Origin of the sequence: Nonomuraea sp. B12E4 (assembly GCF_039871825.1) — a bacterium.
Lineage (GTDB): Bacteria > Actinomycetota > Actinomycetes > Streptosporangiales > Streptosporangiaceae > Nonomuraea.
Genome location: NZ_JBDPME010000009.1, coordinates 267,229 through 293,480 on the forward strand (window position 1 = coordinate 267,229; position 26,252 = coordinate 293,480).

Consider the following 26,252-nt stretch of genomic DNA (forward strand, 5'->3'; position numbering starts at 1 on the left):
TTGTGCCGTCAGCGCCGATGGCGGGGCACGGGAGGCTGCGGGGGCCTATGGTTGTCGGAAATCCTATATTCGAGTATTTGGCGGGGATATGTCCGACGCGACGCCGTCCTTGGTCGCTGACCGGTACCGGCTTGACGAGCGCATCGACAGCGGGCCGATGGGCGAGGTGTGGCGGGGCTACGACACGCGGGCCGACTGGGTGGTCGCGGTGAAGGTGCTCGGCGCCCGGGCGGCGGGGGCCGCCACACGGGAGGTGCTGCGGCAGCACGCCCAGGCCGTCGCCAAGGTGATCCACCCGAACGTCGCCATGGTGCTGGACGTCGGCGACCAGGACGGGCGGCCGTTCCTGGTGATGGAGTACCTCACCGGGCTCAGCCTCGGCGAGGAGCTGGCCGCCCGGGGGCCGATGCCCGTCATCGACGTGTGCGACCTGATCGGGCAGGCGGCGGCCGGGCTCGACGCCGCCCACCGGGCCGGGGTCGTGCACGGGCAGGTCAATCCCGACAGCTTCCGGCGGGCCGGGAGCGGTGTGCTCAAGGTCGTCGGTTTCGGGATGGACGGCCGCGAGCCGGGCCCGCCCGGACACCTGGCGCCCGAGCGGGCGGCCGGGCAGCCGGCGCAGGCTCCCGGAGACCTGTACGGGCTCGGATGCGTCCTCTACGAGCTGCTGTGCGGGCGCCCGCCGTCCGGCGAACAGCCGCCGAACCCCGCCGGGGAGTCGGGCGAGATCCGGGCCGAGCCCGCCCCGCCCAGCGCGATCAGGCCCGAGGTGTCCGCCGAGCTCGACCGGCTGGTGCTGGCCATGCTCGCCGCGGAGCCCGCCCGGCGGCCGGCCAGCGGGGAGGCGATCCGGCGGGCGCTGGCCGCCATCGCCAGGCCGCGCGCCAACCCGGCCGCCCCGCCCGTCACCGGTGTCGCCCCGCCCGTCACCGGCGTCTCCTTGCGTGAAGTCGGTCAGACGCGGCCGGGCGTCACCGCCTCGTACGGGCGCCCCGGGCCGCGCGCCGGTGACACCGCGATCTACCAGGCCGGTGACCTGCCGCCCGAGGCCTCCTCGAACCGCAAGCTGTTCCTCCAGCTCGGCGCGGCCGTGGCGATCATCGCGCTGGTGAGCGTGGGCATGGTCGTGTGGGCCGGAGCCCGGCAGGAGCCGGTGGCCACCCCCACCCCGACCTTCGCGCCGGTCACCCAGCCCGAGATCCTGCCGTCCCTGCCGTCCTCCACGGAGCCGCCCAGCGAGCCGCCCGCCGCCGAGGCGACCCCCGGCCCCGTGAGCACCCTCGGGCCGGGCGACGTCCTGCGCGGGACGGAGCCGGCCAACGAGAGCCTCGGCGGCGCGGTCCCGCCGGGCGGGTGGGGCAGGTGGCTGGAGGCGTTCGACGAGGCGCTGATGAGCCAGCAGGCGCTGAACGGGATCAGCCCGCGGGCCGCGGCCAGGGCGCGCGACAAGCTCAGGAAGGCCGGGAGGCGGTTCGACGAGGGGCACGTCGGGCCGGCGCTCGACGAGATCAGGCACATGTACGAGGACCTCGGCAAGGCCCAGCGGGAGAACGAGCTGGAGCCGAGCGGGCCGCTGCCCGATTTCGTGCGCAAATGGAGCCTGCCGCAACGCTGACCGTACGAGGATCCGTTCCTCGGCCCCGCTCGGACCGGTAGACTAGAGGATCGAGTTCCGATCACCGTCGAGCCTGGGGTCTACCTCCCGGGTCAGGGCGGGGGTTCGCATCGGGGACACCCTCGTGACACGTGAGGGCGGGCCGGAACTTTTCACGGAAACGACCAAGGAGCTGCTCGTCCCTAAGAGCGGCCGCACGCGGGAGAAGAACGAGTGGCGACGACCAACGACCTCAAGAACGGCATTGTGCTGAAGCTCGACGGTGGTGAGCTCTGGGCCGTTGTGGAGTTCCAGCACGTCAAGCCGGGCAAGGGCGGCGCGTTCGTGCGCACCAAGCTCAAGAATGTGCTCTCCGGCAAGGTCGTCGACAAGACCTTCAACGCCGGTGTCAAGGTCGAGGTGGCCAACGTCGACAAGCGGGAGATGCAGTTCTCCTACAAGGACGGCGACGAGTTCGTGTTCATGGACACCGAGACCTACGACATGGTCAACGTGCCCAGCGGCACCGTCGGCGCCGCCGCCAACTACATGCTGGAGAACACTCTGGCCACGGTCGCGTTCAACGAGGGCTCCGCGCTCTACGTGGACCTGCCCGCCGCCGCCGAGCTGACCATCTCCAGCACCGAGCCCGGCCTGCAGGGCGACCGCTCCACCGGCGGCACCAAGCCCGCCACGCTGGAGACCGGCGCCGAGATCAAGGTTCCGCTGTTCATCACCACCGGGGAGAAGGTCAAGGTCGACACCCGCACCGGCGAATACCTCGGCCGGGCCTGAGGTGTCGGCACGCGGCAAGGCACGCAGGCGGGCGCTCGACATCCTCTTCGAGGCGGAGCTGCGCGGCGAGGATCCGCTCACGATCCTCGCCGAGCGGGTGGAGCGGCGGGACCCCCCGGTCAACGAGTACACCACGGCCATCGTCGAGGGCGTCGCCAAGCAGCACGCGCGCATCGACGAGCTGATCACCACCTACGCCGAGGGGTGGACGCTCGACCGTATGCCCGCCGTCGACCGTAACCTGCTGCGCGGCGGCACGTACGAGCTGCTGTGGATGCCGGGCGTGCCCGAGGGTGTGGTCATCAGCGAGTGGGTGCACCTGGCGGGCGAGCTCTCGACCGACGAGTCGCCCCAGTTCGTCAACGGGCTGCTGGCCCGGTTCAAGCAACTCAAGCCAAGCCTCACCCTTTAGACACCCCGTTCGGCGCGGTCAGATCCGCGGATTAGGGGTACGTTCCAACCACGCCGGCCTGCACGGCTCGCGGAGGCGAGGGACGCCGTTGCGCGGTCAGGCCTCGCTCCGCCCTCGGAGGCGAGCCTGACCGTGTCGCCGGGGCCCGAGCCGTACGGAGAAGTGGCGCGTCACCAGCCGCGACGCGCCATTTTCCGTGTCCGGGCCCCGTGCCGTGCTCCGGCGTCCCGGCTACTGTGTCCCCATGGTGACCGAAGACGACGTCCGCCGGATCGCGCTGACGCTGCCGGAGACCACGGAGAAGACCATGTACGGCACCCCCGCCTTCTACGTGCGGGGCAAGTGGTTCGCCCGGATCGGGGAAGAGGGCGACGTCCTGGTGCTGCCGCTGGGCACCGAGGAGGAGAAGGCGGGGCTCGTCGCCTCCGAGCCCGCCAAGTTCTTCACCACGCCGCACTACGACTGCCACGCCATCGTGCTGGCGCGGTTCGGGGCGGTGGACGCCGGGGAGATGGGCGAGCTGCTGACCGAGGCGTGGCGGCTGCGCGCGCCCCGGCGCCTGGTCGCCGACCTCGACGCCGGGCGCCACCCCATCGGCTGAAGCGGCCCCACCCGGCCTGTTCGTCACCGGTGTGGCCGGTGGCGAGCGGGCGATCGCGCGTACGGCGTAGGCTGGGCCCGTCCGCGAAGAAGCAGCTCGCCAGGGTGAGGGAGCCGGACCGGGCACCCGGAGCCGGGTGGGCGGCGCCCGGTGCCAGGTGCGGCGGACTCGATCAGTGAGCAGAAAGAGGAGCCGACGTTGCGTGGTGAAGGCGTCACGAGGACCCCGGCGGTGCGGACCGCCGTCGTCTGGGACGCGTTGCGGTCCGTGCTGGCCGAGCGGACGGCGGTCAGCCGTCGCGAGGGGCTCGACATCGTCGACGCCGGTGGCGGGACCGGCGGGTTCGCCGTCCCGCTGGCCGCGCTCGGCCACAACGTCACCGTCGTCGACCCCAGCCCCGACTCGCTGGCCGCGCTGGAGCGCCGCGCCAAGGAGCGGGGCGTGGGGGTGCGGTCGTTGCAGGGCGACGCCGCCGACCTGGGCGAGCTGCTCAGCCGGGACAGCGCCGACCTGGTGCTGTGTCACAGCGTGCTGGAATACGTCGAAGACCCGATCAGCGCGCTGACCGCCGTCGCGGGCGTGCTGCGCCGGGGCGGCGCGGTGAGCGTGCTGGCCGCCAACCCGGTCGCCACCGCCATCCACCGGGCGCTCGCGGGGCAGTTCGACGAGGCGCGGGCCGTGCTGGACGACCCGCGGGGGAGCTGGGGCGACCGCGACCCCACGCCGCGGCGTTTCGCCGCCGACACGCTCACCGAGCTGCTGGCCGCGACGGGGTTCGCCGTCGGCGCCATCCACGGCGTGCGGGTCTTCGCCGACCTGGTGCCGGGCCGGCTCCTCGACGGGGAGCCGGGCGCCGCCGAGGCGCTGGTGGCCCTGGAGCAGGCCGCCGCCACCCACCCCGTGCTCCGGGACATCGCCACGCAACTGCACGTCCTCGGGCACAGGACCTGAGCCGCCCTGGCGGCCCTCTCGATGTAGAACGCGTGTTCGGATAGAATCGGAAGCGTGTCTCGCAAGCAGATCACCGGCATCGGCCCCGCTCCGCGAAGCGGGGCCGATGACAGCGGCTGCCCGATCCTGCATGTCGACATGGACGCCTTCTACGCCAGCGTCGAGCTGCTCGACCGTCCGGAGCTGCGCGGCCGCCCGGTGATCGTGGGCTCGCCCGCCGGGCGCGGGGTCGTGCTCAGCGCCACCTACGAGGCCAGGGCCCACGGCGTGCACTCGGCGATGCCGATGAGCAGGGCGCGCCGGCTCTGCCCGCAGGCCACGATCATCCCGCCGAGTCACGGCAAATACGCCGAGGTCTCCCGGGGCGTCATGGAGATCTTCCACGCGATCACCCCGCTGGTCGAGCCCATCGCCTCCGACGAGGCCTTCCTCGACGTCGGCGGCGCCCGCCGGCGGCTCGGCCCGCCCGCCGCCATCGCGGCCATGATCAGGGAGCAGGTCCTCGACCGCTACGGCATCACGTGTTCGGTCGGCGTGGCCGGCAGCAAGTTCGTCGCGAAGCTCGCCTCCAAGCAGTGCAAGCCCGACGGGCTGCTGGTGGTGCCCGCTGGCCAGGTCGTGGACTTTCTGCATCCGCTGCCCGTGTCGGCGTTGTGGGGCGTGGGTGAGCGCACCGAGCAGAGCCTGGTGCGCCTCGGCATCCGCACGGTCGGCGACCTGGCCAGGGTGCCGACCGCCACCCTGCGGCGCGAGCTCGGCCAGGCCGTCGGCGGGCACCTGGCGGAGCTGGCCTGGGGGCGTGACGATCGGGCCGTGAGCTCCCACGTGCCGGACAAGAGCATCGGCAACGAGGAGACCTTCGCGGCCGACGTGGACGACCCCGAGGTGATCAGACGAGAGCTGCTGCGGCTGTCGGAGCGGGTGGCGGCCCGGATGCGTAAGGCCGGACACGTGGGCAGGACTGTAAGTGTGAAGCTACGCCGAGCCGATTTCACCACGATCAACCGTTCCCGGACCTTGCGTGAGCCGACCGACGTGGCTCAGGTGATCTACGCCACCGCCTGTGAGTTGTACCAGGCGGCCGGGCTGGAGCGGGTGCGTCTGCGCCTGGTCGGCGTCCGGATGGAGAATCTGCGGCCCGCGGAGGAGGCCACCCGTCAGCTCGGTCTGGGTGAGCGGGAAACCGGCTGGCGCGAGGCCGAACAGGCGATGGACAAGGCGATCCGCCGATTTGGGCCGGATGCGGTGCTCCCAGCTTCGCTTGTACGTGGCAAGCTTGATGGCACAGGGACATGACGTAGATGTCCGGATTTTGTGGTGCATCAGTGTCGCGATTTTGGGGGAAGGGGGGCGAGATGGGCCACAATGGAGCCATGACGTCACCTCCGGTTTGGTCTGCGTTGGACGTTTGCTTTCGCCTACGTCTACAGCCTCGTATTCTGGGGATAACCGACCGCGAGGTTCGGACACCCCGTGTCGTCCGTTGCCGTCTTCCCCGTCCTGGGGCTGTCCTTGGGAGGCGCCGTGCCGCTCTCTGAGCACGAGCAGCGCTTGCTCGACCAGATCGAGCAGGCCCTCTACGCCGAGGACCCGAAGTGGGCCAACACCGTAAGGATCAGTGACCCGCGCAGCCATTACAAACGTCGCCTGATCAAGGCCAGCATCGGCTTTGCTCTCGGCGTCGTCATCATGATGGTCGGCGTGGTGATGAGCCTGATCCCCCTCGGCGTCGGCGGTTTCGTGGTCATGCTCGCCGCGTGTCTGTGGGGCCTGTCCAGTTGGAAACGTATGAATGGGTTCGGTGACTCCCCGCCGGCCCCCGGCGCGGCCTCCCCGCCGGGTAAGCAGGCCCGCCGCAACCGGGGCAGCTTCATGGAGCGGATGGAAGAGCGCTGGCGCCGTCGCCACGACGAGCGCTGACCCCCCTCCGGCCCGGCCCAGAGCCCGGAGGATCCGATCGACAGACGACTGAGCGTGCGGCCGTTCCCCTGACGGGGGATCGGCCGCACGCTCGATCAGTCCGGCCTCGGGAGCCCTTCCGGGCCGCCCGGCACGCGCAGCGAGCCTCACTGGGCCGCCGTCCTGCGCAGGGAGCCCTTCCGGGCCGCCCCGCTGCGCGGCTCAGGAGCCCTTCTGGGCCGCCGTCCTGCGCAGTTTGACATTCTCCAGCAGGTCGAACCCGTCGAGCAGGCGCTCGCCGACCCTCCGCAGCCGCCGCAGCGTCGAGGGGGGCAGCAGCACCGCCCGCAGCCGCCGCCCGCGCGACACCGTGGCCGCCAGCGCCTGCCGCACCTTGCGCAGGTCCTTGCCCATCGGCCCGACCGGCCCGGGATCCCTGGCGAACAGCGCCCGCTCCACCGCCGAGGCGATGGCCGCGACGGCCGCCGCCGAGTCGGAGCCGAACTCGTACTGCTGGGTCAGCCGCCGGGCCAGCGCCCGCGGGGTCTCGCTGGGCAGGCGGGCCATGCCGTAGTCGTACAGCACGTCGTCGAGCTCCGACCACGCTGCCGCGACCGAGGCATTGACCTTCTCCGACACCATCCTGGCCGTCAGGTCGTCCGCCGGTTCCGACACCTTCCAGCCCAGCGCGCGCACGCGCCGGTTCCTGGTGATCAGCCGCAGGCCGGCGGGGATCAGCAGCAGCAGCACGAGGGCTCCCGCGCCGATGCCGATCTTGCCGATCAGCGGCATCGACTCGTCCTGCGGCACCGTCCCGGTCGAGATCAGGCCCTCCCGGTCCAGCGCGCGGGAGTTCTGCCGGGCGCCCGGGTCGGCCGGCTCGTCGCCGGCGGAGCTGCTCGCCCCCGGCGTCGGCGTCGCCGACGTGCTCGTGGGCTCCGGCCGGGGCAGCGAGTAGAGAGGCACCCGCGCGCTGCCCTGCCCCAGCGGCCCCGACGGGGTGGGCTCGAACGGCAACCAGCCCACGCCCTCGAAATACAGCTCGGGCCAGGAGTGGGAGTCGTTCGTGCCGACCGTCCAGTGGTCGCCGACCTTCGTTCCGCCGGTGTAGCCGATGGCCACCCGGGATGGGATGCCCACCAGCCTGGCCAGCACCGCCATCGACGCGGCGAACTGCTCGCAGTAGCCCACCCGGTCGTTCAGCAGGAAGTCGCGCAGCGCGGAGTTGCTGTGGCCCTGCGTGCGCAGGTCGTACTCGAAGCCGCCGTCCGTGGTGAAGAACTGCTGCAGCTTCACGGCCATCTCGTACTTGGTCCCGGCGTCCGCGGTGATCCTGGTGGCCAGGTCGGCGATGCCCGGAGGCAGGTTCCGCGGCAAATCGAGGTACCGGCCGTCCACCGTCGGCTGGAGGCCGTCGAGCGAGTCCAGCAGGTCCGGGGTCGGCGCCGGTTCGCTCGTCTGCACCTCGTACTCCAGGCCCGCGGCCTCGTCGCGGGTGGAGAAGACCATCAGCGTGTCCACGTCGGCCCGCCAGTCGCCGTCCGCCTGGATCCGCCGGGGCGGGTAGGGCAGCGGCAGGAACGACAGGCGCGCGATCTCGTCGCTGATCCGGACGTTCGTGGTCACGTTGTTGAGCTTCACGTCCCGGCCTATCCCCGGTGGCGGCGGCAGCGGGCCGTTCTCCGTCCTGTTCTCCGGCGATCCCTTCGGCTCCGTCATGCCGAACTGGTTGCCGTCGAACGCGTCCAGCGCGTAGATCCGCAGATACCGGGGCTGGTCGTCGTTGCTGGTGTAGGTGAGGACCTCGCGCGGCTCGGGCAGTTCGAGCTGGCCCTTCAGGTTCGCGATCGGGTTGGGGATGCTGATCGAGTTGCCCCGCCCCGACCCGTTGCCGCCCACCCCGAACGTGAAGAACGACACCGGCTCCATCGCCGGCAGCAGGGCCGGCACCAGTACGGCCAGCATGATGGCGGCGAATCCGATGCGCTTGCCCGACAGCCGCAGCCCGCTCGTGTCGGCGGCGGTGCGCGAGGTGGCCGGGGAGGTGGTCCGTGAGGTGGCCGGGGAGGTGGTCCGTGAGGTGACCGCGCGGGTGGTGCGCCGCACCAGCACCGCCCGGCCCCAGTGCCCCACCCGCTCGCGCCCGTCGGCGATCAGCAGGCTGACGAACCCGAGCGCGGCGACGATGAACGCGGGCCAGCTGATGGGGTCGGAAAGAATCGTGGCCGGCACCGTGGCCAGCGCCAGCAGCGGCAGCCCGGCCAGGGCCGCCCGCCGCAGCCGCGCGGCCAGCAGGTCCACGGCGATGGCGATGAGTGCCACGCCGCCGGTGGTCAGCAGCGTGATGCCCGCGGTCGTCGGCACGGGGGCGGCGAACCGCTGGATGTCGTCCCAGCCGACGCCCAGCAGCCGGATCAGCTCCGCCACCGACTCCTTCGTCGGCACCAGCAGCGCCCACGCCTTGTCGGAGGCGAAGACCAGGGTCAGATAGATCCACACCGCGGCCACCGACAGCAGCGGCGCCGCCCACGCGGGCAACGCCAGGCGGCTGCTCAGCAGGCCCGCGGCCACCACGGCGAGCACCGCGCCCATCGACGCCCAGAACCAGGCGCCGCCCTGGAAGAGGGGGTAGAGCAGGAACGCCGCGGCGAACGCGGCCACCCCCGAGGCGATGGTCAACCTCATGCCGCTCCTCCGGTCGGGTTGAGCGCGTACCTGCCGCGGTTGGCGGCGTCCTGCCAGACGGAGGCGATCGAGGTGCCCGCGGGCAGCCGGACGATGCGCCAGCCGTACCCGGCCAGGACGGTCTGCACGGCCTGGTGGTCGTCGGCGGCCTGCCGCTCACCGCCCTCCCACGTGCTCACATCGAGCAGGACCGCCACTCCGGTGATGCCACTGTGCCTGATCCTGGCCAGTTCCCGTGCCTCCTCCGGATCGAGCGAGCCGAGCACGGCCACGATCAGCCCGTCGCCGCCGCCCTGCCGCAGAGCCGACACGCCCATCTCCAGCGAGCGGGCGGGGCTGTTGCGCACCATGGCCAGGGTGTCGAGCAGCGACCAGCTCAGGCCCGTGTCCGTCAGGTGCTCGGCGCCCTGGTCGGTCACCAGCCGCAGGCCGAGTCCCTCGTGGGCGAGGTGCACGCCGATCGAGGCCGCGGCGGAGACCGCCACCTCGAAGGACGAGCGCGGGCCCTCGCCGCGGTGGGCGTGCCTGCGGGTGTCCAGCAGGAGCGCACCGCGGCTCTGCCACTGCTGCTCCTCGCGGCGCACCATCAGCTCGCCGTGGCGGGCCGTCGAACGCCAGTGCACCCGCCTCAGGTCGTCGCCCTGCCGGTATTCACGCGGCGCCACGTCGTCGTCGCCGGCCGCCGCCACGCTCCTGGTACGGCTGTCGCCGCCGCCCGTCCACTCGCCCGACAGCCGTACGTGGGGCAGCGCCGCCACGTGCGGCGTCACCACCAGCGTGTCGCTGATCGTGAACGAGCGGGCCAGCTCGACCAGCCCGAACGGGTCGGCGATGCGGATCGACAGCGGGCCGATCGTGTAGCGGCCGCGCAGGTCCGAGCGCACCCGGTAGTCGATCTCGCGCACGCCCCTGGCCTCGACCCGGTCCAGTACGAACCGGGGCCGCACGCCCAGCGCGTACGGAACCGTGTCCTCGATGAGCAGCAGGCCGGTCGGCAGCCTGGTGACGTTCTCCAGCCGCAGGGTCACGGTGGCCTCGCCGCCCGCCTCCGCCCTGGGCGGGTCGAGACGCCTGGCGCAGCTCAGCCGGTAGCGGGTGCGCGCCACCACCATCGCGGCCAGCAGCGGCAGCGCCGTCACCAGCACCCCGATCCTGAACAGGTCGTTCTCGCCCAGGATGACGGCCATCAGCAGGGCCGCGATCCCGGAGGCCAGGAACGACCGGCCCCTGGAGGTCAACGCCCGCAGTCCGGTCCTCACGACGCTTCACCCAGCCCGTGCCGCGGACGGAGATCCTCGCTACGCTGCATCAGCGGCCCCGCGTCTCCGGCACCGGCACGCGCCTGAGGAGATCGGTCACCACCTGCTCGGGCAGGCGGCGCTGCCCCTGGGCCTCGACGCTGGGCAGCAGCCGGTGCGCGAGCACGGGGATGGCCAGGTCCTGCAGGTCGTCGGGGATGACATAGTCGCGGCCCGCCAGGGCGGCGTGCGCCCTGGCGGCGCGTACGAGCTGCAGCGTGGACCTGGGCGAGGCGCCCAGCCGCAGGTCGGGGGAGTGGCGGGTGGCCACCACCAGGTCGATGGCGTATTTCTTGACCGGCTGCGAGACGTAGACGCCGCGGACGGCGGTGATCAGGTCCCGCACCTCGGCCGTGGTGGCCACCGGCTCCAGCTTGTCCAGCGGCGAGGTGCCGCCGTGCACGTCGAGCATCTCCAGCTCGGCCGTCGGCTCGGGATAGCCCATCGCGACCCGGGCGGTGAAGCGGTCCCGCTGCGCCTCGGGCAGGGGATAGGTGCCCTCCATCTCGATCGGGTTCTGAGTGGCGATCACCATGAACGGCGCGTCGAGCTGGTAGGTCACCCCGTCCACCGTGACCTGGCGCTCCTCCATGCACTCCAGCAGCGCGGACTGGGTCTTGGGGGAGGCACGGTTGATCTCGTCACCCACCACGATGTTGGCGAACACCGGGCCGGGCTTGAACTCGAACTCCCGGGTCTGCTGGTTGTACGCGCTGACCCCGGTGATGTCACTGGGCAGGAGGTCGGGAGTGAACTGCACCCGGCGGACGGGACAGTCGATGGACCGGGCGAGCGCCTTGGCCAGCATGGTCTTGCCGACCCCGGGCACGTCCTCGATCAGGAGATGACCCTCTGCCAGCAGGACGGTCAGGGTGAGGCGGACGGCGTCACTCTTCCCCTCGATCACCGACTCGATGGCCTGCCGGATCCGGTGAGCGGTGGTGACCAGCTCATCGAGCTGGGGAGGGACGTCATGGGTTACTGCCACCAGGCCTCCATGAGAAGTGCGACGGCTGCCCCGGACGGTGCCATTGCGGGAGCCATGCCATTCCTTTTCCATTGTCTGTACGACCCTACGACGCTGCGGGTTCTTGGGCGACATTTGTGGATATTCAGGGAACCCCGGTGATGTTCTGGTTCATGTCGCATAGCAGTGCGAATCTTGTGACACTCCGTCCGCACGGTGTCCACCACTTTCCCCCACCGGCACCTTCCCGGAAGGCCGGCGAAGCGCTGGATCCCCTATTTCCACGGCGTTTTGAACCCTCGACACGCCCATGAGGGTTGACCGGGCCGTCGGCCCCCTCCACTCCGCTCCATCGCTCTGACCTGCGGTAACGCAACGGAAACCGATGATGAAGACGGTTCGAATCAGTTGACGGTGGGGAGAAGTGGAGTATGGTGGTGCGCAGTGGAGAGCCCGGTGCACCAGCGCTGAGCGCTTCACGAGGCACGGGAGGTGGCGCCGATGTTCCTCGGCACCCATCAACCGCGTCTCGACGACAAGGGACGGCTGTTCCTGCCGGCTAAGTACCGTGAGGAGCTGGCGGAGGGTCTTGTGATCACCAAAGGCCAGGAGCGATGCCTCTACGTCTTTCCCGTGGAGGAGTTCCAGCGCATTACCGAGGCTCTCAGCACCGCCCCGGTCACCGCCAAGGCGGTGCGTGACTACAGCCGCGTCTTCTTCGCCAGCGCGTCCGACGAGAAACCAGACAAGCAAGGACGCATCACGATCCCGCAGAGCCTGCGCCAATACGCGGGGCTGGAACGTGACTGCGTCGTCATCGGGGCCAACACCCGGCTGGAGATCTGGGACGCGCAGGCTTGGGACACCTACCTCAGCGCGCAGGAGCAGGCGTTCGCCGAACTGTCGGAGGAGGTGCTGCCAGGGATCTTGTAGTGACCACGGTCGATCCGTCGGTGATGTCGTTCGGCGAGGTCTCCACCCGCAACCACTGTCTGCAGCTGATGCACCTTCCCCGGTGTCAGATGGCAGGCGTCCACGAAGAGGGTGCGGATGGGGACCTGGCCGGGCGGCGCCGGGGTGGGGACCCAGGAATGACCGGCGATCGATCGACACGCGTCATCCGCGAGCAGACGCGAGAGGGGGGTTGGAGATGGACGACAACACAAGCACAGGCGGTCACGTTCCGGTGCTGCTTGAGCGCGTTCTGGAGCTGCTCGGCCCGGCGTTGACCCGCCCGGCGGCGGCCGGGGCGCAGCCGGTCGTCGTCGACGCCAACCTCGGCCTCGGCGGCCACTCGGAGGCCCTGCTCGCCGCCCACCCATCGCTGCACCTGATCGGGATCGACCGCGACCCCTACGCGATCGAGTTCTCCACCCGCAGGCTGAGCTCCTACGCAGAGCGGATCACCCTGGTCCACGCCTCCTCCGCCGACCTGGCCGGCGTCCTCGCCCGCGCGGGGCACACCACGGTCGACGGGGTGCTGTTCGATCTCGGGGTGTCCTCGCCCCAGCTCGACGAGGCGGAGCGGGGTTTCGCCTACTCCTATGACGCGCCGCTCGACATGCGGATGGACACCGAGCAGGAGCTGACGGCGGAGAAGGTGGTCAACACCTATTCCGCGGCGGAGCTCACCCGCATCCTTCGCGACTACGGCGAGGAACGATTCGCCCCGCGTGTCGCGGGCCTGATCATCAAAGAACGGGCCAAAGAGGCAATAACCTCGACTAAGCGGCTTGCGGACATCGTGCGCGAGGCGATTCCCGCCGCCACGCGGCGCACCGGCGGTAATCCCGCCAAGAGGACTTTCCAGGCGTTGCGCATCGAAGTGAACGCGGAGCTGTCCGCCCTCGAGGTGGCGCTCCCCGCGGCGCTCGACGCGCTGGCGCTGGGTGGGCGAGTCGTCGTGCTCTCCTACCACTCTTTGGAGGACCGGCTCACCAAGCAGGCCCTCACGGCGCGAACCAGGGACACCAGCCCCCCCGGGCTGCCCGTTCCACTGGCGGCTCACCAGCCCAGGTTCCGCCTCCTGACGAGGGGAGCTGAGCTCCCGAGCGACGAAGAGCTCGCCCGCAACCCGCGGGCGGCCTCGGCCCGGCTACGGGCGGCAGAGAGGATCCGTGTTGACGACTGAGCAGGAGACCGGCCGGGGTGCGCCCGTCCGCCGCGCCGTGCCCAAGACGGGCACGCGTCGGTCGGGGGCGTCACACCAGTCCAAGCCGCGGCCCCGTCCTGACACGCGCCCCGACGTCGAGACCAAGCGGTCGGCGGCCGAACGCGCGCGCGTCGAGGCCGCCGGCGAGCGCGGGCGGGCCGACGCCGACGCCAAGCGGTCCGTGGCGGAGCGCGGGCGGACGGACGTCGGTGGCCGGCGGTCCGTCGCCGAGCGGCCGCGTACCGACGGCAAGCGGGTCGCCGGCGCCGGGGAGCGGTCCCGCGCCGAGGCCGGGGCGCCGCGCCCGGTGCCGCGGCGGCCCGCGCGGCGGCAGCGGGCGCCGTTCGTGCTGCTCGTCGTGGGTCTGCTCTGCGGCGGCCTGGTGAGCCTGCTGCTGCTCAACACCATGCTGGCGCAGGACGCCATCACCGACGCCACCCTGCGTGACCAGATCTCGGTGGCCCGCCAGGAGAACGATCAGATCGAGCAGCAATACCAGCGCAACACGCAGCCGGACGTCCTGGCCAAGCTGGCGGAGATGCAGGGCCAGCACACCGACTGGGACACGGTCAACGGCTGGAGCAGCGCAGGGGATCAGGCCAGCCGGGTGGACACGGAACGGTGAGGGATTCAGGCGGCAGGGGGCAGGGTCCCGGCCGCGGCGCTGGCGGCGCCGGCTCTCAGGGAGGGCCAGGCGCCGCTCGTCGTACGCCGGGCGGTTCCGGTGGCCCGGGACGGGCAGGGCGTCAGGGAGGCTCCGCCCGTTCGGAGGGGGCGGGCAGCCCGGCTCCGCCGGATGATCCGCCGCGCAAACGTTCCGACGACGATCCCCTCGATCTGCCCTTCGGTCACGACCCGGTCTTCCGCGGCCGGCCGCCGCAGGATCCCGCCGGGCGCGGCCGGCCCCGCCAGGACGATTCCGACCGCGCCCGGGACGAGGGTTCACGTGGGCGGTCGTCGAGGGACGAGGACTCTCGTGGGCGGACGTCCAGGGACGAGGGCTCTCGTACGCGGTCCAGGGACGGGGGAGCTCGTTCCCGGACACCCGGGGACGCCGGTGACGGCACCCGCGGGCGTTCCCGCGACGACGGCGACCGTGCCAGGGACGGTGACCGGCCCCGGGGGAGGGCCGCCTTCCAGGGGCGCGACGAGGGGGCCAGGGGACGCGACGAGCGGTCGCGCGGCCAGGGCGGCCGGGCCGAGGGGTCCGGCGCGGCGGCGCGCGGCGGGCGGTCGCGCCGTGACGAGGGCCGGCCCGGGGCCGGCGACCCGCTGCGCCGGGACGGCCAGGAGGACGGGCCGCTGCGCCGCACGCAGTCCGGCGGCTCCCGGCCGGGAACCGCCGGTCCGCCACCGGGGCGCGGTCGTGAGCGGGTGACGGCCCGCCGCGGCGGAGAGGTGCCGCCGCCACCCCGGGGCCGCGACGGCGACGGGCCGTCGCCCCGGGGCCGCGGTGGTGACGGGGCGTCCAAGGGGCGGGGCGGTGACGGGCCGCCGCCGAGAGGGCCGCGCCGGCCGCCCGCTCCGCCGCGCCCGCCGCTGGTGCTGCGGCTGGGCAACCCGCGCCGGCGGATCAACATCGGCCTGATCGGTATGACGTTCATCCTGTCGATCTTCGCCGGGCGGCTGATCCAGATGCAGGGCCTCGACTCCAAGGTCTATGAGGAGGCCGCCGCCGACCAGCGCCAGCACACCGAGGAGATCCCCGCCAAGCGCGGCTCGATCACCGACGTCAAGGGCCACGAGCTGGCCGTGACCGTCGAGGCCCGCGAGCTGTCGATCGACCCGTCCAAGGTGCCGGCGGCCGAACGCGCGAAAACGATTTCGACCCTGGCGGCCCAGCTCGGCAAGAGCGAGCAGGAGATCGCCGGCAAACTGGCCAGGACGGACACCCGCTACCAGCTCCTGGCCCGGGACGTCGATCCCGTCGTGTCCACCCGCCTGCTACAGGCCCGCGTGCCCACGCTGTCGGCCAAGAAGACCTACCGCAGGCTCTACCCGGCGGGCGACCTGGCGGGCACCCTCATCGGGTTCGTCGGCGACGACGGCGACGGCCTCGGCGGCGTGGAGCAGTCCAAGAACAAGCTGCTGGCCGGCCAGGACGGCGAGCAGCGCGTGGAGACGGGCCGCGACGGCCAGCGCATCCCCATGACCAGCAGCCAGCGCACCGCCCCGATCAACGGCCAGGACGTGCGGCTGACCATCGACCGCGACATCCAGTGGGCCGCCCAGAAGTCGGTCACCGAGCAGGTGCGCAAGTCGGGCGCCGACAGCGGCACGGTGATCGTCATGGACGTGCAGACCGCCCAGATCATCGCCATGGCCAACGGCCCCGAGCTCGACCTGAACAACTGGCGCAAGGCCCCGGCGGCCGCCTACGTCAACAAGGCGGCCGCCGACGTCTTCGAGCCCGGCAGCACGAACAAGGTCATCACCGCCGCGGCCGCCCTGGAGGCGCGGGAGGTGACCCCCGACACGGTGTTCCAGGTGCCCGACAACATCAGGTGCGCCGACCGGGTGCTGCGCGACGCGCACGCCCACAAGTCGGAGTCGATGACGTTCCGCCAGGCCATGGCCCAGTCCAGCAACGTCGGCACGGTCATGGCGGCGCGCAAGATCGGCAGTCAGCGACTTTACGAGATGCTCAAGGCGTTCGGGTTCGGCTCGAAGCCGGGCGGCGGCGTGCCCGGCGCCGAGGCGGGCCTGCTGCCCAACTACAAGAGCTGGTCGGGCAGCCAGAGCTGCACCGTCGCCTACGGACAGGGCGTGTCGGTGACCGCGCTGCAGATGGCCAGCGTCTACCAGACCATCGCCAACGGCGGCGTCAAGATCGAGCCGCAGATCGTCGCGGGCACCACCGATCCGTCGGGCAGGTTCGTGCCCGCTCCTCCCGGTAAGCAGACCAGGGTGGTGAGCACGACGACTGCCAAGGAGATCGCGACGATGCTGGAGAGCGCGGTGGGCGCCGAGGGCACCGGACAGGCCGCCGCCATCGACGGCTACCGGGTGGCGGGCAAGACCGGCACGGCCAACCGCTACGATGCCAAACTGGGGCGTTACGACGGCTACACTGCCTCGTTCGTGGGATTCGCGCCCGCCGACAAGCCCCGGCTGGTGGTGCTGTCGGTCCTGCAAAACCCCCGCAACGGGCACTTCGGCGGTCAGCTCGCGGCCCCCGTGTTCAAGGATGTGATGACGTTCGCCATCAAGAGCAAGAAGATTCCTCCCACAGGCTCCGTCGCGCCGCCGGTGCGGACGCGCGCGGGACAGTGACCAGGGAAGGTACGCTCTCGCCGTGCGTCCCCCGTCGTCTATGCGTCCCACGACCAGCCCGCCCCGTCCGCTGACCGGGCTCGCGACCATGCTCGACGCCGATTCCGGCACGTCACGGTCGCCACACGCCGCCATCACCGGCGTCACCATCGACTCCCGCGGCATCCGGCGCGGAGACCTCTACGTGGCCCTGCCCGGCAAGCAGGCCCACGGCGCCGCCTACGCCGCCGAGGCGCTGGCGAGCGGTGCCGTGGCCGTGCTCACCGACCCGGAGGGCCGCGACCAGGCGGTCGCGACCGGGCTGCCGGTGCTGATCGTCCCCGACCCGCGGGCCCTGCTCGGGCAGATCGCCTCCTGGGTGTACGGGCAGCCGGCCCACGACATCCAGATCCTCGGCGTCACCGGCACCAGCGGCAAGTCCACGACCACGTTCATGATCGAGGCCGGCCTGCGCGCCGCCGGGCATCCGGTGGGCCTGGTGGGCGGGGTCGAGATCCACGCGGGCGACCTGCGCTTCGAGCCCAGGCTCACCACCCCGGAGGCATCAGAGCTGCACGGCCTGTTCGCCCTCATGCGCGAGGTGGGCGTGAGCGCGGCCGCCATGGAGGTCTCCAGCCACGCGCTCGCGCTCGGCAGGGTCGACGGCATCTACTACGACGTGGCCCTGTTCACCAACCTCTCCCAGGACCACCTCGACTTCCACAAGGACTTCGAGGACTACTTCGCGACCAAGGTGCGGCTGTTCCAGCCGGAGCTGAGCCGCGTCGGCGTGACCAACATCGACGACCGGTACGGGCGCGAGCTGCTGGGCCTGGCCAAGGTGCCGATGACCACATACTCCGCGCTCGGCGATCCCGAGGCGGAGTGGCGGGCGCTGGACGTCAGGCTGGGCGCGGACGGGAGCGCGTTCCGGGTGGTCGGGCCCGGCGGGGTCGAGGCGGACGCGCAGATCTCGCTGCCGGGCCCGTTCAACGTCGCCAACGCGCTCGGCGCCGTCGTCACCCTCGTCGAGGCCGGCGTGCCCCTGCAGACCGCCGTGCACGGCGTGGGCACCCTCACCGGGGTCCCCGGGCGCATGCAGCGCGTCACGGGCGCCGACGACGAGTTCCAGGCGGTCGTGGACTACTCCCACAAGCCCGGCGCCGTGGAGTCGGTGCTGCGCTCGCTGCGGGCCGTCACGGCGGGCACGCTGACGATCGTGCTCGGCTGCGGCGGCGACCGCGACAGCGGCAAAAGGCCCATCATGGGCGAATGCGCCGCAAGGCTGGCAGATGTGGCAATTTTTACGAGTGACAATCCCCGTTCGGAGGATCCGCTGGCCATCCTCGCGGCGATGATGGAAGGAGCGCTCCGCGTTCCGCAGCACGACCGCGCTCATGTGATCATTGAGCCCGACCGCGCGGCCGCCATCGGCCTGGCAATCGCCAGGGCCGGGCACGGCGACATGATCGTCGTGGCCGGCAAGGGTCACGAGCAGGGTCAGTACGTTTCAGGCGAGGTGATCCCCTTCGACGACCGCGAAGTGGTCGCCGAAGCGATCGACGCACGCAAGGAAAGCAGGAAGCACTAATGATCCCGTTGCCTCTGGCCAGGATCGCCGAAATTACCTCGGGCGCTCTGTCGGGCATGGCCGACCCCCGCGCGGTGGTGCGCGGGCCCGTCGTGATCGACTCGCGGCTTGTGGAGCCGGGATCCCTGTTCGTCGCCATCCGGGGCGCGCGGGTCGACGGTCACGACTACGCCGCCCAGGCCATCCGGGCAGGAGCCGTCGCCGTGCTGGCCACCCGGCCGGTCGAGGGACCGGGGGTGATCGTGCCCGACGCCGCCGCGGCGCTGGCCGAGCTGGCCTCCGCGCAGATCCGGGCGCTGCCGCGGGTCACCGTGATCGGCGTGACCGGGTCGGCCGGCAAGACCACCACCAAGGACCTGCTGGCCAGGCTCACCGCCCGGGTCGGGCCGACCATCGCCCCCGTCGGCAGCTTCAACAACGAGCTCGGCCACCCGCTGACCGTGCTGCGGGCCGACGCCGACACCCGGTTCATGGTGCTGGAGCTGGCCGCCCGCAGCGTCGGCCACATCAAGGACCTCACCCGCATCGCGCCGCCGCAGATCGGCGTGGTGCTCAACGTCGGCACCGCGCACCTGGGCGTGTTCGGCGGCAAGGAGGCCATCGCCAAGGCCAAGGGCGAGCTGGTGGAGTCGCTGCCGCGCTCCGGCGTGGCGGTGCTCAACGCCGACGATCCCCTGGTGCGGGCCATGGCCACGCGCACCGACGCGCGGGTCACCTACTTCGGGCGGGGTGAGTCCGCGGCGATCCGGGCCGAGGGCGTCGTGGTGGACGTGCGCGGGCGCGCCTCCTTCACGCTGAGCACCCCCTCGGGCACCGCGCACGTGTCGCTCAAGCTGCACGGGGAGCACGCGGTCGAGAACGCGCTCGCCGCCGCCGCGGCCGCCTACGAGCTCGGGCTGCCGGTCGCCACCATCGCCGCGGAGCTGTCCCAGGCGACTCCGGCCAGCCGATGGCGGATGGAGGTGCACGACCGGGCCGACGGCGTGACGGTCCTCAACGACGCCTACAACGCCAATCCGGATTCGATGCGGGCGGCCTTCGAGGCGTTCGCGGTCGTCGGCCGGGGGCGGCGGCGCTTCGCCGTCATCGCGGCGCTGCGGGAGCTGGGGGAGGACGGGCCCGAGCTCAACGCCGAGCTGGGCCGGATGGCCGGCGGCGCGGGGCTGGCGGGGCTGATCGTGGCGGGGCCGGAGGCCGGGCCGGTGCTGGAGGGCGCGCGCACGGCCGCCCAGGCGGTGGCCCACGGAGCGGCCGAGGGTGTCGCGAACGGCGTCCCGCACCCTCCTGGCCCCCAGGTGCCCGGCCCGCATGTTCCGGGTCCTCAGGCGCCCAGTCCTCAGGTTCTGGGTCCCCAAACGCCCGGTCCGCATGCTCAGGGTCCCCAGGCGCCCAATCCTCAGGTGCCAGGCCCTCAGGTGCCTGGAATGCCCGGAATGCCGGGTCCTCAGGGGGCAGGGTCGTACGCGGCCGGTGCGCACCCGGGCGGGCCGGCCGGATGGCCGGTGCCGGACGGCGGTGGGCCGCCGCCGGCGTGGCAGGCGCCCGGGCACGGCGCTCCGGTGGGCCTGCCCGCGCAGGGCGGACCGGTCGCCGGACCCGTGGTGGGGCCGCACGGTGTCCTGACGGCGTATCCTGCGCAGGCGATGCGTATCGTGCACGTGCCCGACGCCGAGGCCGCGGCGGCCGAGCTCGCCCAATGGCTGCGGCCCGGCGACGCCGTGCTCGTGAAGGGGCCGCGGGCCATGGGACTGGAGCGGACGGCTGAGCTGGTGCTCGGAGGTGCCCCCCAGTGAACAACATCATCATCGCCGGTGCGGTGGGCCTGATCCTCTCGATGCTGGGCACCCCGCTGGCGATCCGGCTGCTCTCGCGGCGTGGCTACGGCCAGGAGATCCGCGAGGAGCTGCAGCAGGGCGGCCACCACGGCAAGCGGGGCACCCCCACCATGGGCGGCATCGTGTTCGTGCTGGCCTCGCTGCTCGCCTACGGAGCCTCCCACCTGGCCCTCCTCGACCCCCCGACGGTGTCGGGCATGCTGGTGCTGTTCCTGATGACCGGGCTCGGGCTGGTCGGCTTCCTCGACGACTTCATCAAGATCTACAAGCAGCGCAGCCTCGGCCTGCGCAGCGGCGCCAAGGCGCTCGGGCAGCTCATCGTCGGCGCGGTGTTCGCCTTCCTGGTGACCCGCTCGCCGAACGTCTACGGCATCACCCCCGCCGAGACCCGGCTGTCGTTCCTGCGGGACATCGGCCCCTCGATCGGCATCATCGGGTTCACCATCTGGGTGCTGTTCATGATCGTTGGGTTCTCCAACGCGGTGAACCTCACCGACGGCCTCGACGGCCTGGCCAGCGGCGCGACCGGCGTCGTGCTGGCCGCGTACGTGCTGATCGGCAACTGGCAGCTCCGCAACAACTGCATCGACCAGCTCGGTCCCAACTGCTACTGGGTGCGAGATCCGCTCGACCTGGCGGTGGTGGCGGCCGCCGTGCTGGGGGCGCTGATCGGATTCCTCTGGTGGAACGCCCCGCCCGCCCGGATCTTCATGGGCGACACCGGCTCGCTGGCCCTGGGCGGCGTGCTGGCGGGGCTGGCCATCGCCACCCGCACGCAGCTCCTGCTGATCATCCTGGCCGGGCTGTGCGTGATCATCACCCTGTCGGTGATCATCCAGGTCGGGTCCTTCAAGATGACCGGTAAACGGGTGTTCCGGATGGCGCCGCTGCAGCACCACTTCGAGCTGAAGGGCTGGGCGGAGACCACGATCGTGGTCCGGTTCTGGCTGATCGCGATGCTCTGCTCGGCGCTCGGGCTGGGGCTGTTCTACGTCGAGTGGATGCCCAGGTGAGTCTCACGTGCGTGGCCGGGCTCGGCGTGTCCGGGACCGCTGTGGCCAGGGCGCTGGCCGAGCGCGGCGAGCGGGTTACGGTCGTGGAGGCGGTCGAGGGCGAACGGCAGCTCGCGGCCGCCGCGGAGCTGGCCGGGATCGGCGTCGAGACCCTGTTCGGGGCTACGGAGCCGCCGCCGGGCGCCACCCGGCTCGTCACCACCGGCTGGGCGCCGCACCACCCGATGATCGCCGCCGCGCTGGCGGCCGGGGTCGAGGTCGTCGGTGAGGTGGAGCTGGCCTGGCGGCTGCGGCCCGCGCAGGCGGCCCCCTGGCTCGCGCTGACCGGTACGAACGGCAAGACCACCGCCGTGCGCATGCTCACCGCGATCCTGCTCGCCGCCGGGCGCAAGGCCCTGGCCGTGGGGAACGTGGGCGTGCCCGTCGTACGCGCCGTCGCCGAGCCGTACGACGTGCTGGCCGTCGAGCTGTCCAGCTTCCAGCTCCACTGGTCCAGCACGCTGGCCCCGCACGCCGCGGCCATCCTGAACCTGGCCCCGGACCACCTCGACTGGCACGGCTCCATGGAGGACTACTCCGCCGCCAAGGCCCGCATCTACGAGCGGGCCGGGACCGTGATCTACAACGCCGACGACCCCGAGGCCGCCCGGCTGGCCGCGCCCTACCCCGGGGCCGTCGGGTTCACCCTGCGGGTGCCCAGGAGCGGGCAGCTCGGCGTGGTCGAGGACCTGCTGATCGACCGGGCGTTCGTGGCCGATCCGGTGGAGGCGGCCGAGGAGCTCGCCACGCTGGCGGACGTGCGCCCGTTCGCCCCGCACAACGTGGCCAACGCGCTGGCCGCCGCCGCCCTGGCCCGCTCGCTCGGCGTGCCGTCCGAGGCCGTACGCAGGGGGCTGCGGGACTTCGTGCCCGACCCCCACCGGCTGACGCACGTGGACCGGATCGGTGAGGTCGACTACATCGACGACTCCAAGGCGACCAACCCGCACGCCGCCGCGGCGGCGCTGGCCTCGTACCGGTCGATCGTGTGGGTCGCGGGCGGGCAGCTCAAGGGAGCCGACGTCGACGACCTGGTGCGGGAGGCGGCGCCCCGGCTGCGCGGCGTGGTGCTGCTCGGCGTCGACCGCGGCAGGATCGCGGAAGCCATCGCGCGACACGCACCGAATGTCCCCGTCGTGGACATAGAGGACCGCGAGACTGGAGTGATGGAACGAGTCGTCGCCGAAGCCGCCCGGCTGGCCTCACCCGGGGACACCGTGCTGCTCTCCCCATCGGGGGCCTCCCTGGACATGTTCGCCAACTATCCGGCGCGGGGGGAGGCCTTCGCACGTGCCGTACGCGAGCTGAGGCGGCGACGTGAGCACGACCGCTGAGCGGCCGGTCAAGCAGGAAGGGCCGGCAACCTGGGTCCGCGAGCAGCTCGGCACCCTGAAGGAGCTGCTCGACAAGCCGCTGACCACCTACTACCTGATCATCATGTGCAGTGCGCTGCTGCTGGCGCTCGGCCTGATGATGGTGCTGTCGGCCTCCAGCATCGAGGCGCTGCAGAAGACCGGCAGCCCGTTCTCGTGGTTCCTGCGGCAGTCGGTGTCGGCCGCCGTGGGCGTGCCCGTGATGTACATCTGCTCGCGCCTGCCGGTCAAGTTCTTCCGCTGGGCCGGTTACCCCTTGATGGCGCTGTCCATCCTGGCGCTGGTCATGGTGCTGTTCATCGGCTCGTCCGAGCAGGGCGCGCAGCGGTGGATCTACATCGGCGAGCTGACCATCCAGCCGTCCGAGCCGGCCAAGCTCGGGCTCATGCTGTGGGGGGCCGACCTGCTGTCCCGGCGGGCGCGGCAGGGCAGGATCGAGTGGCGGCAGATGCTGATCCCGCTCATGCCCGGCACGGCGATCCTGGCCGTCCTGGTCATGCTGGGCCGCGACCTGGGCACGACGCTGGTATTGTTCATGATCTTCCTGGCCCTGCTGTGGGTGGTCGGGGCGCCGGTGAAGCTGTTCGGCGGCATCATGGCGCTGGCGGTGCTGGCCGCTGCCATCATGATCAAGGTGGAACCGTACCGGATGGCGCGGATCGGGTCCTTCCTCAATCCGTGGGCCGACGCGCAGAACACCGGCTACCAGGCGGTGCAGGGACAGATCGCGATGGGCTCCGGCGGCTGGTTCGGGCTCGGGCTGGGCAGCAGCCGCCAGAAGTGGAGCTGGCTGCCGCACGGCGAGAGCGACTTCATCTTCGCCATCCTCGGCGAGGAGCTCGGGCTGATGGGCACGCTGATGGTGGTGGCGCTGTTCGGACTGCTGGGGTATGCCGGGCTGCGGGTGGCGATGCGGGTCAACGACGCCTTCACCAGGCTCGCCGCCGCCGCCATGGTGGCCTGGATCGTCGGGCAGGCGACCGTCAACATGGGAGCCGTGCTGGGCGTGCTGCCGATCACCGGCATCCCGCTGCCGCTGGTCTCGTACGGCGGATCCTCGCTGCTACCCACCCTGGCCGCGCTCGGCATGCTGTTGTCGTTCGCCAAACATGAGCCCGGCGCGCGGGAGGCCTTGGCGGCTCGTGGCCCCGGACCGGCCGCCCGGGCCCTAAGCTGGCTGGGCCTGGGGGCTACGACCAAAGGCCGAGCGAAACGTTAGGGAGTGACCGAGATGAGGGTGGTCCTCGCCGGTGGGGGGACAGCCGGGCACATCGAGCCCGCGCTAGCCCTTGCGGACGCGCTGCGCCATCTTGACCGGAGCGTCGGCATCACCTGCGTGGGCACCGAGCGCGGCTTGGAGACGCGGCTCGTGCCTGCCAGGGGCTACGAGCTGGAGCTGGTGCCGGCCGTGCCGTTGCCGCGGACGATCACTCCGAGCCTGCTCACCGTGCCCGGCAGGCTGGCCGGCGCGATCAACGCCATGGCCGGCGTCCTCGACCGGGTCAAGGCCGACATCCTGGTCGGCTTCGGCGGCTATGTGGCGACGCCCGCCTACCTGGCGGCCAAGCGGCGCGGCCTGCCGATCGTCGTGCACGAGGCCAATCCCCGGCCCGGGCTGGCCAACCGGCTCGGCGCGCGCCTCACCGAGCACGTCTTCGCCGGCTTCCCGCACGGCGCGCTGCCCAAGGCGGAATACATCGGCACCCCGCTGCGGCGCGAGATCGTCACGCTCGACCGGCTGTCCACGGGCGACAAGGCGCGCTCCTGGTTCGGGCTGGAGAACGACCGGCCGACGCTGCTGGTGTTCGGCGGCTCGCGCGGCGCGATGTCGATCAACCAGGCGGCGCTGGCCGCCGCGCCCGTCCTGCGCCGGTCCGGCGTGCAGGTGCTGCACGTGCTCGGCCCGGACAACACCGTCCAGCACGAGCCGCCGCCCGGCGACCCGCAATACGTGCTCCTGCCCTACGTCGATCGCATGGACCTCGCCTATGCGGCCGCCGACGTGGCGCTGTGCCGCAGCGGGGCGCTGACGTGCGCCGAGCTGACCGCCGTCGGGCTGCCGGCCGCCTACGTGCCGCTGCCGCACGGCAACGGCGAGCAGCGGATCAACGCCGACCGCATCGCCCAGGGCGGCGGCGGTCTGGTGGTCGACGACGCCGATCTGTCACCCGATTGGATCATCCAGAACGTGCTGCCCATCCTGCACGCCCCCGAGCGGGTCGTCGCCATGTCGGACGCCGCCTCCCGGTTGGGGCGCAAAGACGCCGATATCATGCTTGCCAGGAAAGTGTTGGAGATAGCCCGATGAGTCTCGTCAAGCTGGTCGATCCCGTCGCCGTCGCGGACCTGGGGCGGGTGCATTTCATCGGCATCGGCGGGGCGGGCATGTCCGGCATCGCCCGCATCCTGCTCAAGCGCGGCGTCCGCGTGACGGGCAGCGACGCGCGCAGCTCCGAGCTGGTCACCGAGCTGCGGGAGCTGGGCGCGACGGTGCACATCGGCCACGCGGCCTCCCACATCAGGGACGTCGACACCGTGGTCGTCTCGACCGCCATCCGCGACTCCAACCCGGAGCTGGGCGAGGCGCTCAAGCAGGGGCTGCGGATCATCCCGCGGGCCGCCGCGCTGGCCTCGGTCATGGCCGGTCGTACGGCGGTGGCCATCGCGGGCACCCATGGCAAGACCACCACCACCTCGATGCTCACCGTGGCGCTGCAGAAGTCCGGCGCCGACCCCTCCTACTGCGTGGGCGGCCAGCTCGTCACCACCGGGCTCGGCGCCGACGACGGCCAGGGCGAGGTGTTCGTGGCCGAGGCCGACGAGAGCGACGGCTCCTTCCTCATGCTCGCGCCCGACATCGCCGTGGTGACCAACGTCGAGGCCGACCACCTCGACAACTACGGCGACCCGCGGGCCGTCTACGACAGTTTCGCCCGTTTCGCCGAGCGGGTCGGCTCGCTGCTCATCGTGTGCGCCGACGACCCCGGCGCGGCCGAGCTGGCGAGCAAGGCGCGGGAGCGGGGGCTGCGGGTCAGGACGTACGGCGTCGCGGGCGAGGACTACCGCGTGAGCGGGGTCAGGCCCGACGGGTTCGGCACGGTGTTCGCCATCGAGGGCAGGGGAAACGTACGGCTGGCCGTCCCAGGGGCGCACAACGCTCTCAACGCCACCGCCGTGATCGCCGTGGCCGACGAGCTGGGGTTGCCGTTCGAGGAGATCAGGCAGGGGCTGGGGGCCTTCACGGGGGCCAAGCGGCGCTTCGAGGCCAAGGGCGAGGCCGGCGGCATCGCGGTCTTCGACAGCTACGCCCACCATCCCACCGAGCTGACCGCCGACCTGCGGGCCGCGCGTGACGTGGTCGCCTCCTACTCCGGCAGCGGCCGCGTCATCGCGGTCTTCCAGCCGCACCTCTACTCGCGCACCCGGTTCTTCGCCGACGAGTTCGGGGCGGCGCTGGGGCTGGCCGACGAGGTGATCGTGCTCGACGTCTACGGCGCCAGGGAGGATCCCGAGCCGGGCGTGTCCGGCGCGATGGTGGCCGAGCGGGTGCCGCTGCCCGCCGAGCGGGTGTCCTACGCCGTGGACCGGGCCTCGGTGCCCGGGCTGGTGGCCGAGCGGGCCCGGCCCGGCGACATCGTGCTGACCATGGGAGCCGGCGACGTGACGGAGCTCGGCCCGCAGATCGTGGCGCGTCTTTCCTGAGCCGCTCCTGTGCCGTCGCCCGGCAGGTGGTGTTGTGCCGTCGCCCGGCAGGCGGTGTTGTGCCGTCGCCCGGCAGGCGGCCTTATGCCGTCC

The 26,252-nt window shown here is 71.9% G+C and carries 21 protein-coding genes; 18 read left to right on the top strand and 3 right to left on the bottom strand.

What is annotated here, in order from left to right; translation table 11 throughout:
* Positions 1-88: 88 nt before the first annotated feature.
* From ABGB18_RS22445 to ABGB18_RS22475, 7 genes are all read left to right on the top strand, one after another.
* Complete coding sequence (locus ABGB18_RS22445; protein WP_347697512.1) at positions 89-1,615, top strand: protein kinase; 1,527 nt, start codon at positions 89-91, stop codon at positions 1,613-1,615.
* Between the two features lie 213 nt (positions 1,616-1,828).
* Positions 1,829-2,389 carry an elongation factor P gene (gene efp, locus ABGB18_RS22450; protein ID WP_347697513.1) on the top strand — a complete coding sequence of 187 codons (561 nt, stop codon included), beginning with the start codon at positions 1,829-1,831 and terminating at the stop codon, positions 2,387-2,389.
* A gap of 1 nt (position 2,390) precedes the next feature.
* Positions 2,391-2,801, top strand: coding sequence for a transcription antitermination factor NusB (gene nusB / locus ABGB18_RS22455; protein ID WP_347697514.1), 411 nt, complete (start codon positions 2,391-2,393; stop codon positions 2,799-2,801).
* A 244-nt stretch (positions 2,802-3,045) separates the two neighbouring features.
* Entirely contained in the window at positions 3,046-3,402 is a 357-nt protein-coding gene (locus tag ABGB18_RS22460; RefSeq protein WP_347697515.1) for an MmcQ/YjbR family DNA-binding protein, read from the top strand.
* 198 nt (positions 3,403-3,600) lie between these two features.
* Complete coding sequence (locus ABGB18_RS22465) at positions 3,601-4,353, top strand: methyltransferase domain-containing protein (RefSeq protein WP_347697516.1); 753 nt, start codon at positions 3,601-3,603, stop codon at positions 4,351-4,353.
* 54 nt (positions 4,354-4,407) lie between these two features.
* A complete protein-coding gene (gene dinB / locus ABGB18_RS22470) occupies positions 4,408-5,649 on the top strand; it encodes a DNA polymerase IV (RefSeq protein ID WP_347697517.1) in 1,242 nt (413 codons plus the stop codon).
* A 228-nt stretch (positions 5,650-5,877) separates the two neighbouring features.
* Complete coding sequence (locus ABGB18_RS22475) at positions 5,878-6,273, top strand: DUF3040 domain-containing protein (RefSeq protein WP_347697518.1); 396 nt, start codon at positions 5,878-5,880, stop codon at positions 6,271-6,273.
* A 201-nt stretch (positions 6,274-6,474) separates the two neighbouring features.
* Here the strand turns inward: ABGB18_RS22475 and ABGB18_RS22480 are convergent, their stop codons facing one another.
* The 3 genes from ABGB18_RS22480 to ABGB18_RS22490 are packed head-to-tail and all read right to left on the bottom strand — an operon-like array spanning position 6,475 to position 11,223.
* Positions 6,475-8,937, bottom strand: coding sequence for a DUF3488 and transglutaminase-like domain-containing protein (locus ABGB18_RS22480; RefSeq protein WP_347697519.1), 2,463 nt, complete (start codon positions 8,935-8,937; stop codon positions 6,475-6,477).
* The gene (locus tag ABGB18_RS22485) at positions 8,934-10,196 is read right to left on the bottom strand and encodes a DUF58 domain-containing protein (RefSeq protein ID WP_347697520.1); all 1,263 of its coding nucleotides are present in this window, start codon (positions 10,194-10,196) and stop codon (positions 8,934-8,936) included. Before ABGB18_RS22485 ends, ABGB18_RS22480 begins: the two co-directional genes overlap by 4 nt.
* 49 nt (positions 10,197-10,245) lie before the next feature.
* Positions 10,246-11,223 (bottom strand): MoxR family ATPase, encoded by a 978-nt coding sequence (locus ABGB18_RS22490; RefSeq protein WP_347697521.1) that lies wholly within the window; start codon positions 11,221-11,223, stop codon positions 10,246-10,248.
* A 480-nt stretch (positions 11,224-11,703) separates the two neighbouring features.
* On the opposite strand from ABGB18_RS22490, the gene mraZ reads away from it, so the two are divergent.
* The 11 genes from mraZ to murC all read left to right on the top strand — a co-directional run bounded on the left by mraZ (position 11,704) and on the right by murC (position 26,159).
* On the top strand, positions 11,704-12,135 hold the full coding sequence (gene mraZ, locus ABGB18_RS22495) for a division/cell wall cluster transcriptional repressor MraZ (protein ID WP_106244593.1): 432 nt from the start codon (positions 11,704-11,706) through the stop codon (positions 12,133-12,135).
* A gap of 217 nt (positions 12,136-12,352) precedes the next feature.
* On the top strand, positions 12,353-13,333 hold the full coding sequence (rsmH, locus tag ABGB18_RS22500) for a 16S rRNA (cytosine(1402)-N(4))-methyltransferase RsmH (protein ID WP_347697522.1): 981 nt from the start codon (positions 12,353-12,355) through the stop codon (positions 13,331-13,333).
* Entirely contained in the window at positions 13,323-13,979 is a 657-nt protein-coding gene (locus ABGB18_RS22505; protein WP_347697523.1) for a hypothetical protein, read from the top strand. The genes rsmH and ABGB18_RS22505 overlap by 11 nt, the downstream gene beginning before the upstream one ends.
* Positions 13,976-16,627: a penicillin-binding transpeptidase domain-containing protein gene (locus ABGB18_RS22510; protein ID WP_347697524.1), complete on the top strand. Its 2,652-nt coding sequence runs from the start codon at positions 13,976-13,978 to the stop codon at positions 16,625-16,627. Before ABGB18_RS22505 ends, ABGB18_RS22510 begins: the two co-directional genes overlap by 4 nt.
* Positions 16,628-16,667: 40 nt before the next feature.
* Positions 16,668-18,197, top strand: coding sequence for a UDP-N-acetylmuramoyl-L-alanyl-D-glutamate--2,6-diaminopimelate ligase (locus tag ABGB18_RS22515; RefSeq protein ID WP_347697525.1), 1,530 nt, complete (start codon positions 16,668-16,670; stop codon positions 18,195-18,197).
* The gene (gene murF / locus ABGB18_RS22520; protein WP_347697526.1) at positions 18,197-19,990 is read left to right on the top strand and encodes a UDP-N-acetylmuramoyl-tripeptide--D-alanyl-D-alanine ligase; all 1,794 of its coding nucleotides are present in this window, start codon (positions 18,197-18,199) and stop codon (positions 19,988-19,990) included. The genes ABGB18_RS22515 and murF overlap by 1 nt, the downstream gene beginning before the upstream one ends.
* Positions 19,987-21,045 carry a phospho-N-acetylmuramoyl-pentapeptide-transferase gene (gene mraY / locus ABGB18_RS22525; protein ID WP_347697527.1) on the top strand — a complete coding sequence of 353 codons (1,059 nt, stop codon included), beginning with the start codon at positions 19,987-19,989 and terminating at the stop codon, positions 21,043-21,045. The genes murF and mraY overlap by 4 nt, the downstream gene beginning before the upstream one ends.
* Positions 21,042-22,418, top strand: a complete 1,377-nt coding sequence (murD, locus tag ABGB18_RS22530) for a UDP-N-acetylmuramoyl-L-alanine--D-glutamate ligase (protein WP_347697528.1) — start codon at positions 21,042-21,044, stop codon at positions 22,416-22,418. Before mraY ends, murD begins: the two co-directional genes overlap by 4 nt.
* Positions 22,402-23,676, top strand: coding sequence for a putative lipid II flippase FtsW (gene ftsW / locus ABGB18_RS22535; protein WP_347697529.1), 1,275 nt, complete (start codon positions 22,402-22,404; stop codon positions 23,674-23,676). The genes murD and ftsW overlap by 17 nt, the downstream gene beginning before the upstream one ends.
* A 12-nt stretch (positions 23,677-23,688) precedes the next feature.
* A complete protein-coding gene (gene murG / locus ABGB18_RS22540; RefSeq protein ID WP_347697530.1) occupies positions 23,689-24,765 on the top strand; it encodes an undecaprenyldiphospho-muramoylpentapeptide beta-N-acetylglucosaminyltransferase in 1,077 nt (358 codons plus the stop codon).
* Positions 24,762-26,159 (top strand): UDP-N-acetylmuramate--L-alanine ligase, encoded by a 1,398-nt coding sequence (gene murC / locus ABGB18_RS22545; RefSeq protein ID WP_347697531.1) that lies wholly within the window; start codon positions 24,762-24,764, stop codon positions 26,157-26,159. Before murG ends, murC begins: the two co-directional genes overlap by 4 nt.
* The last annotated feature ends 93 nt before the right edge of the window (positions 26,160-26,252 follow it).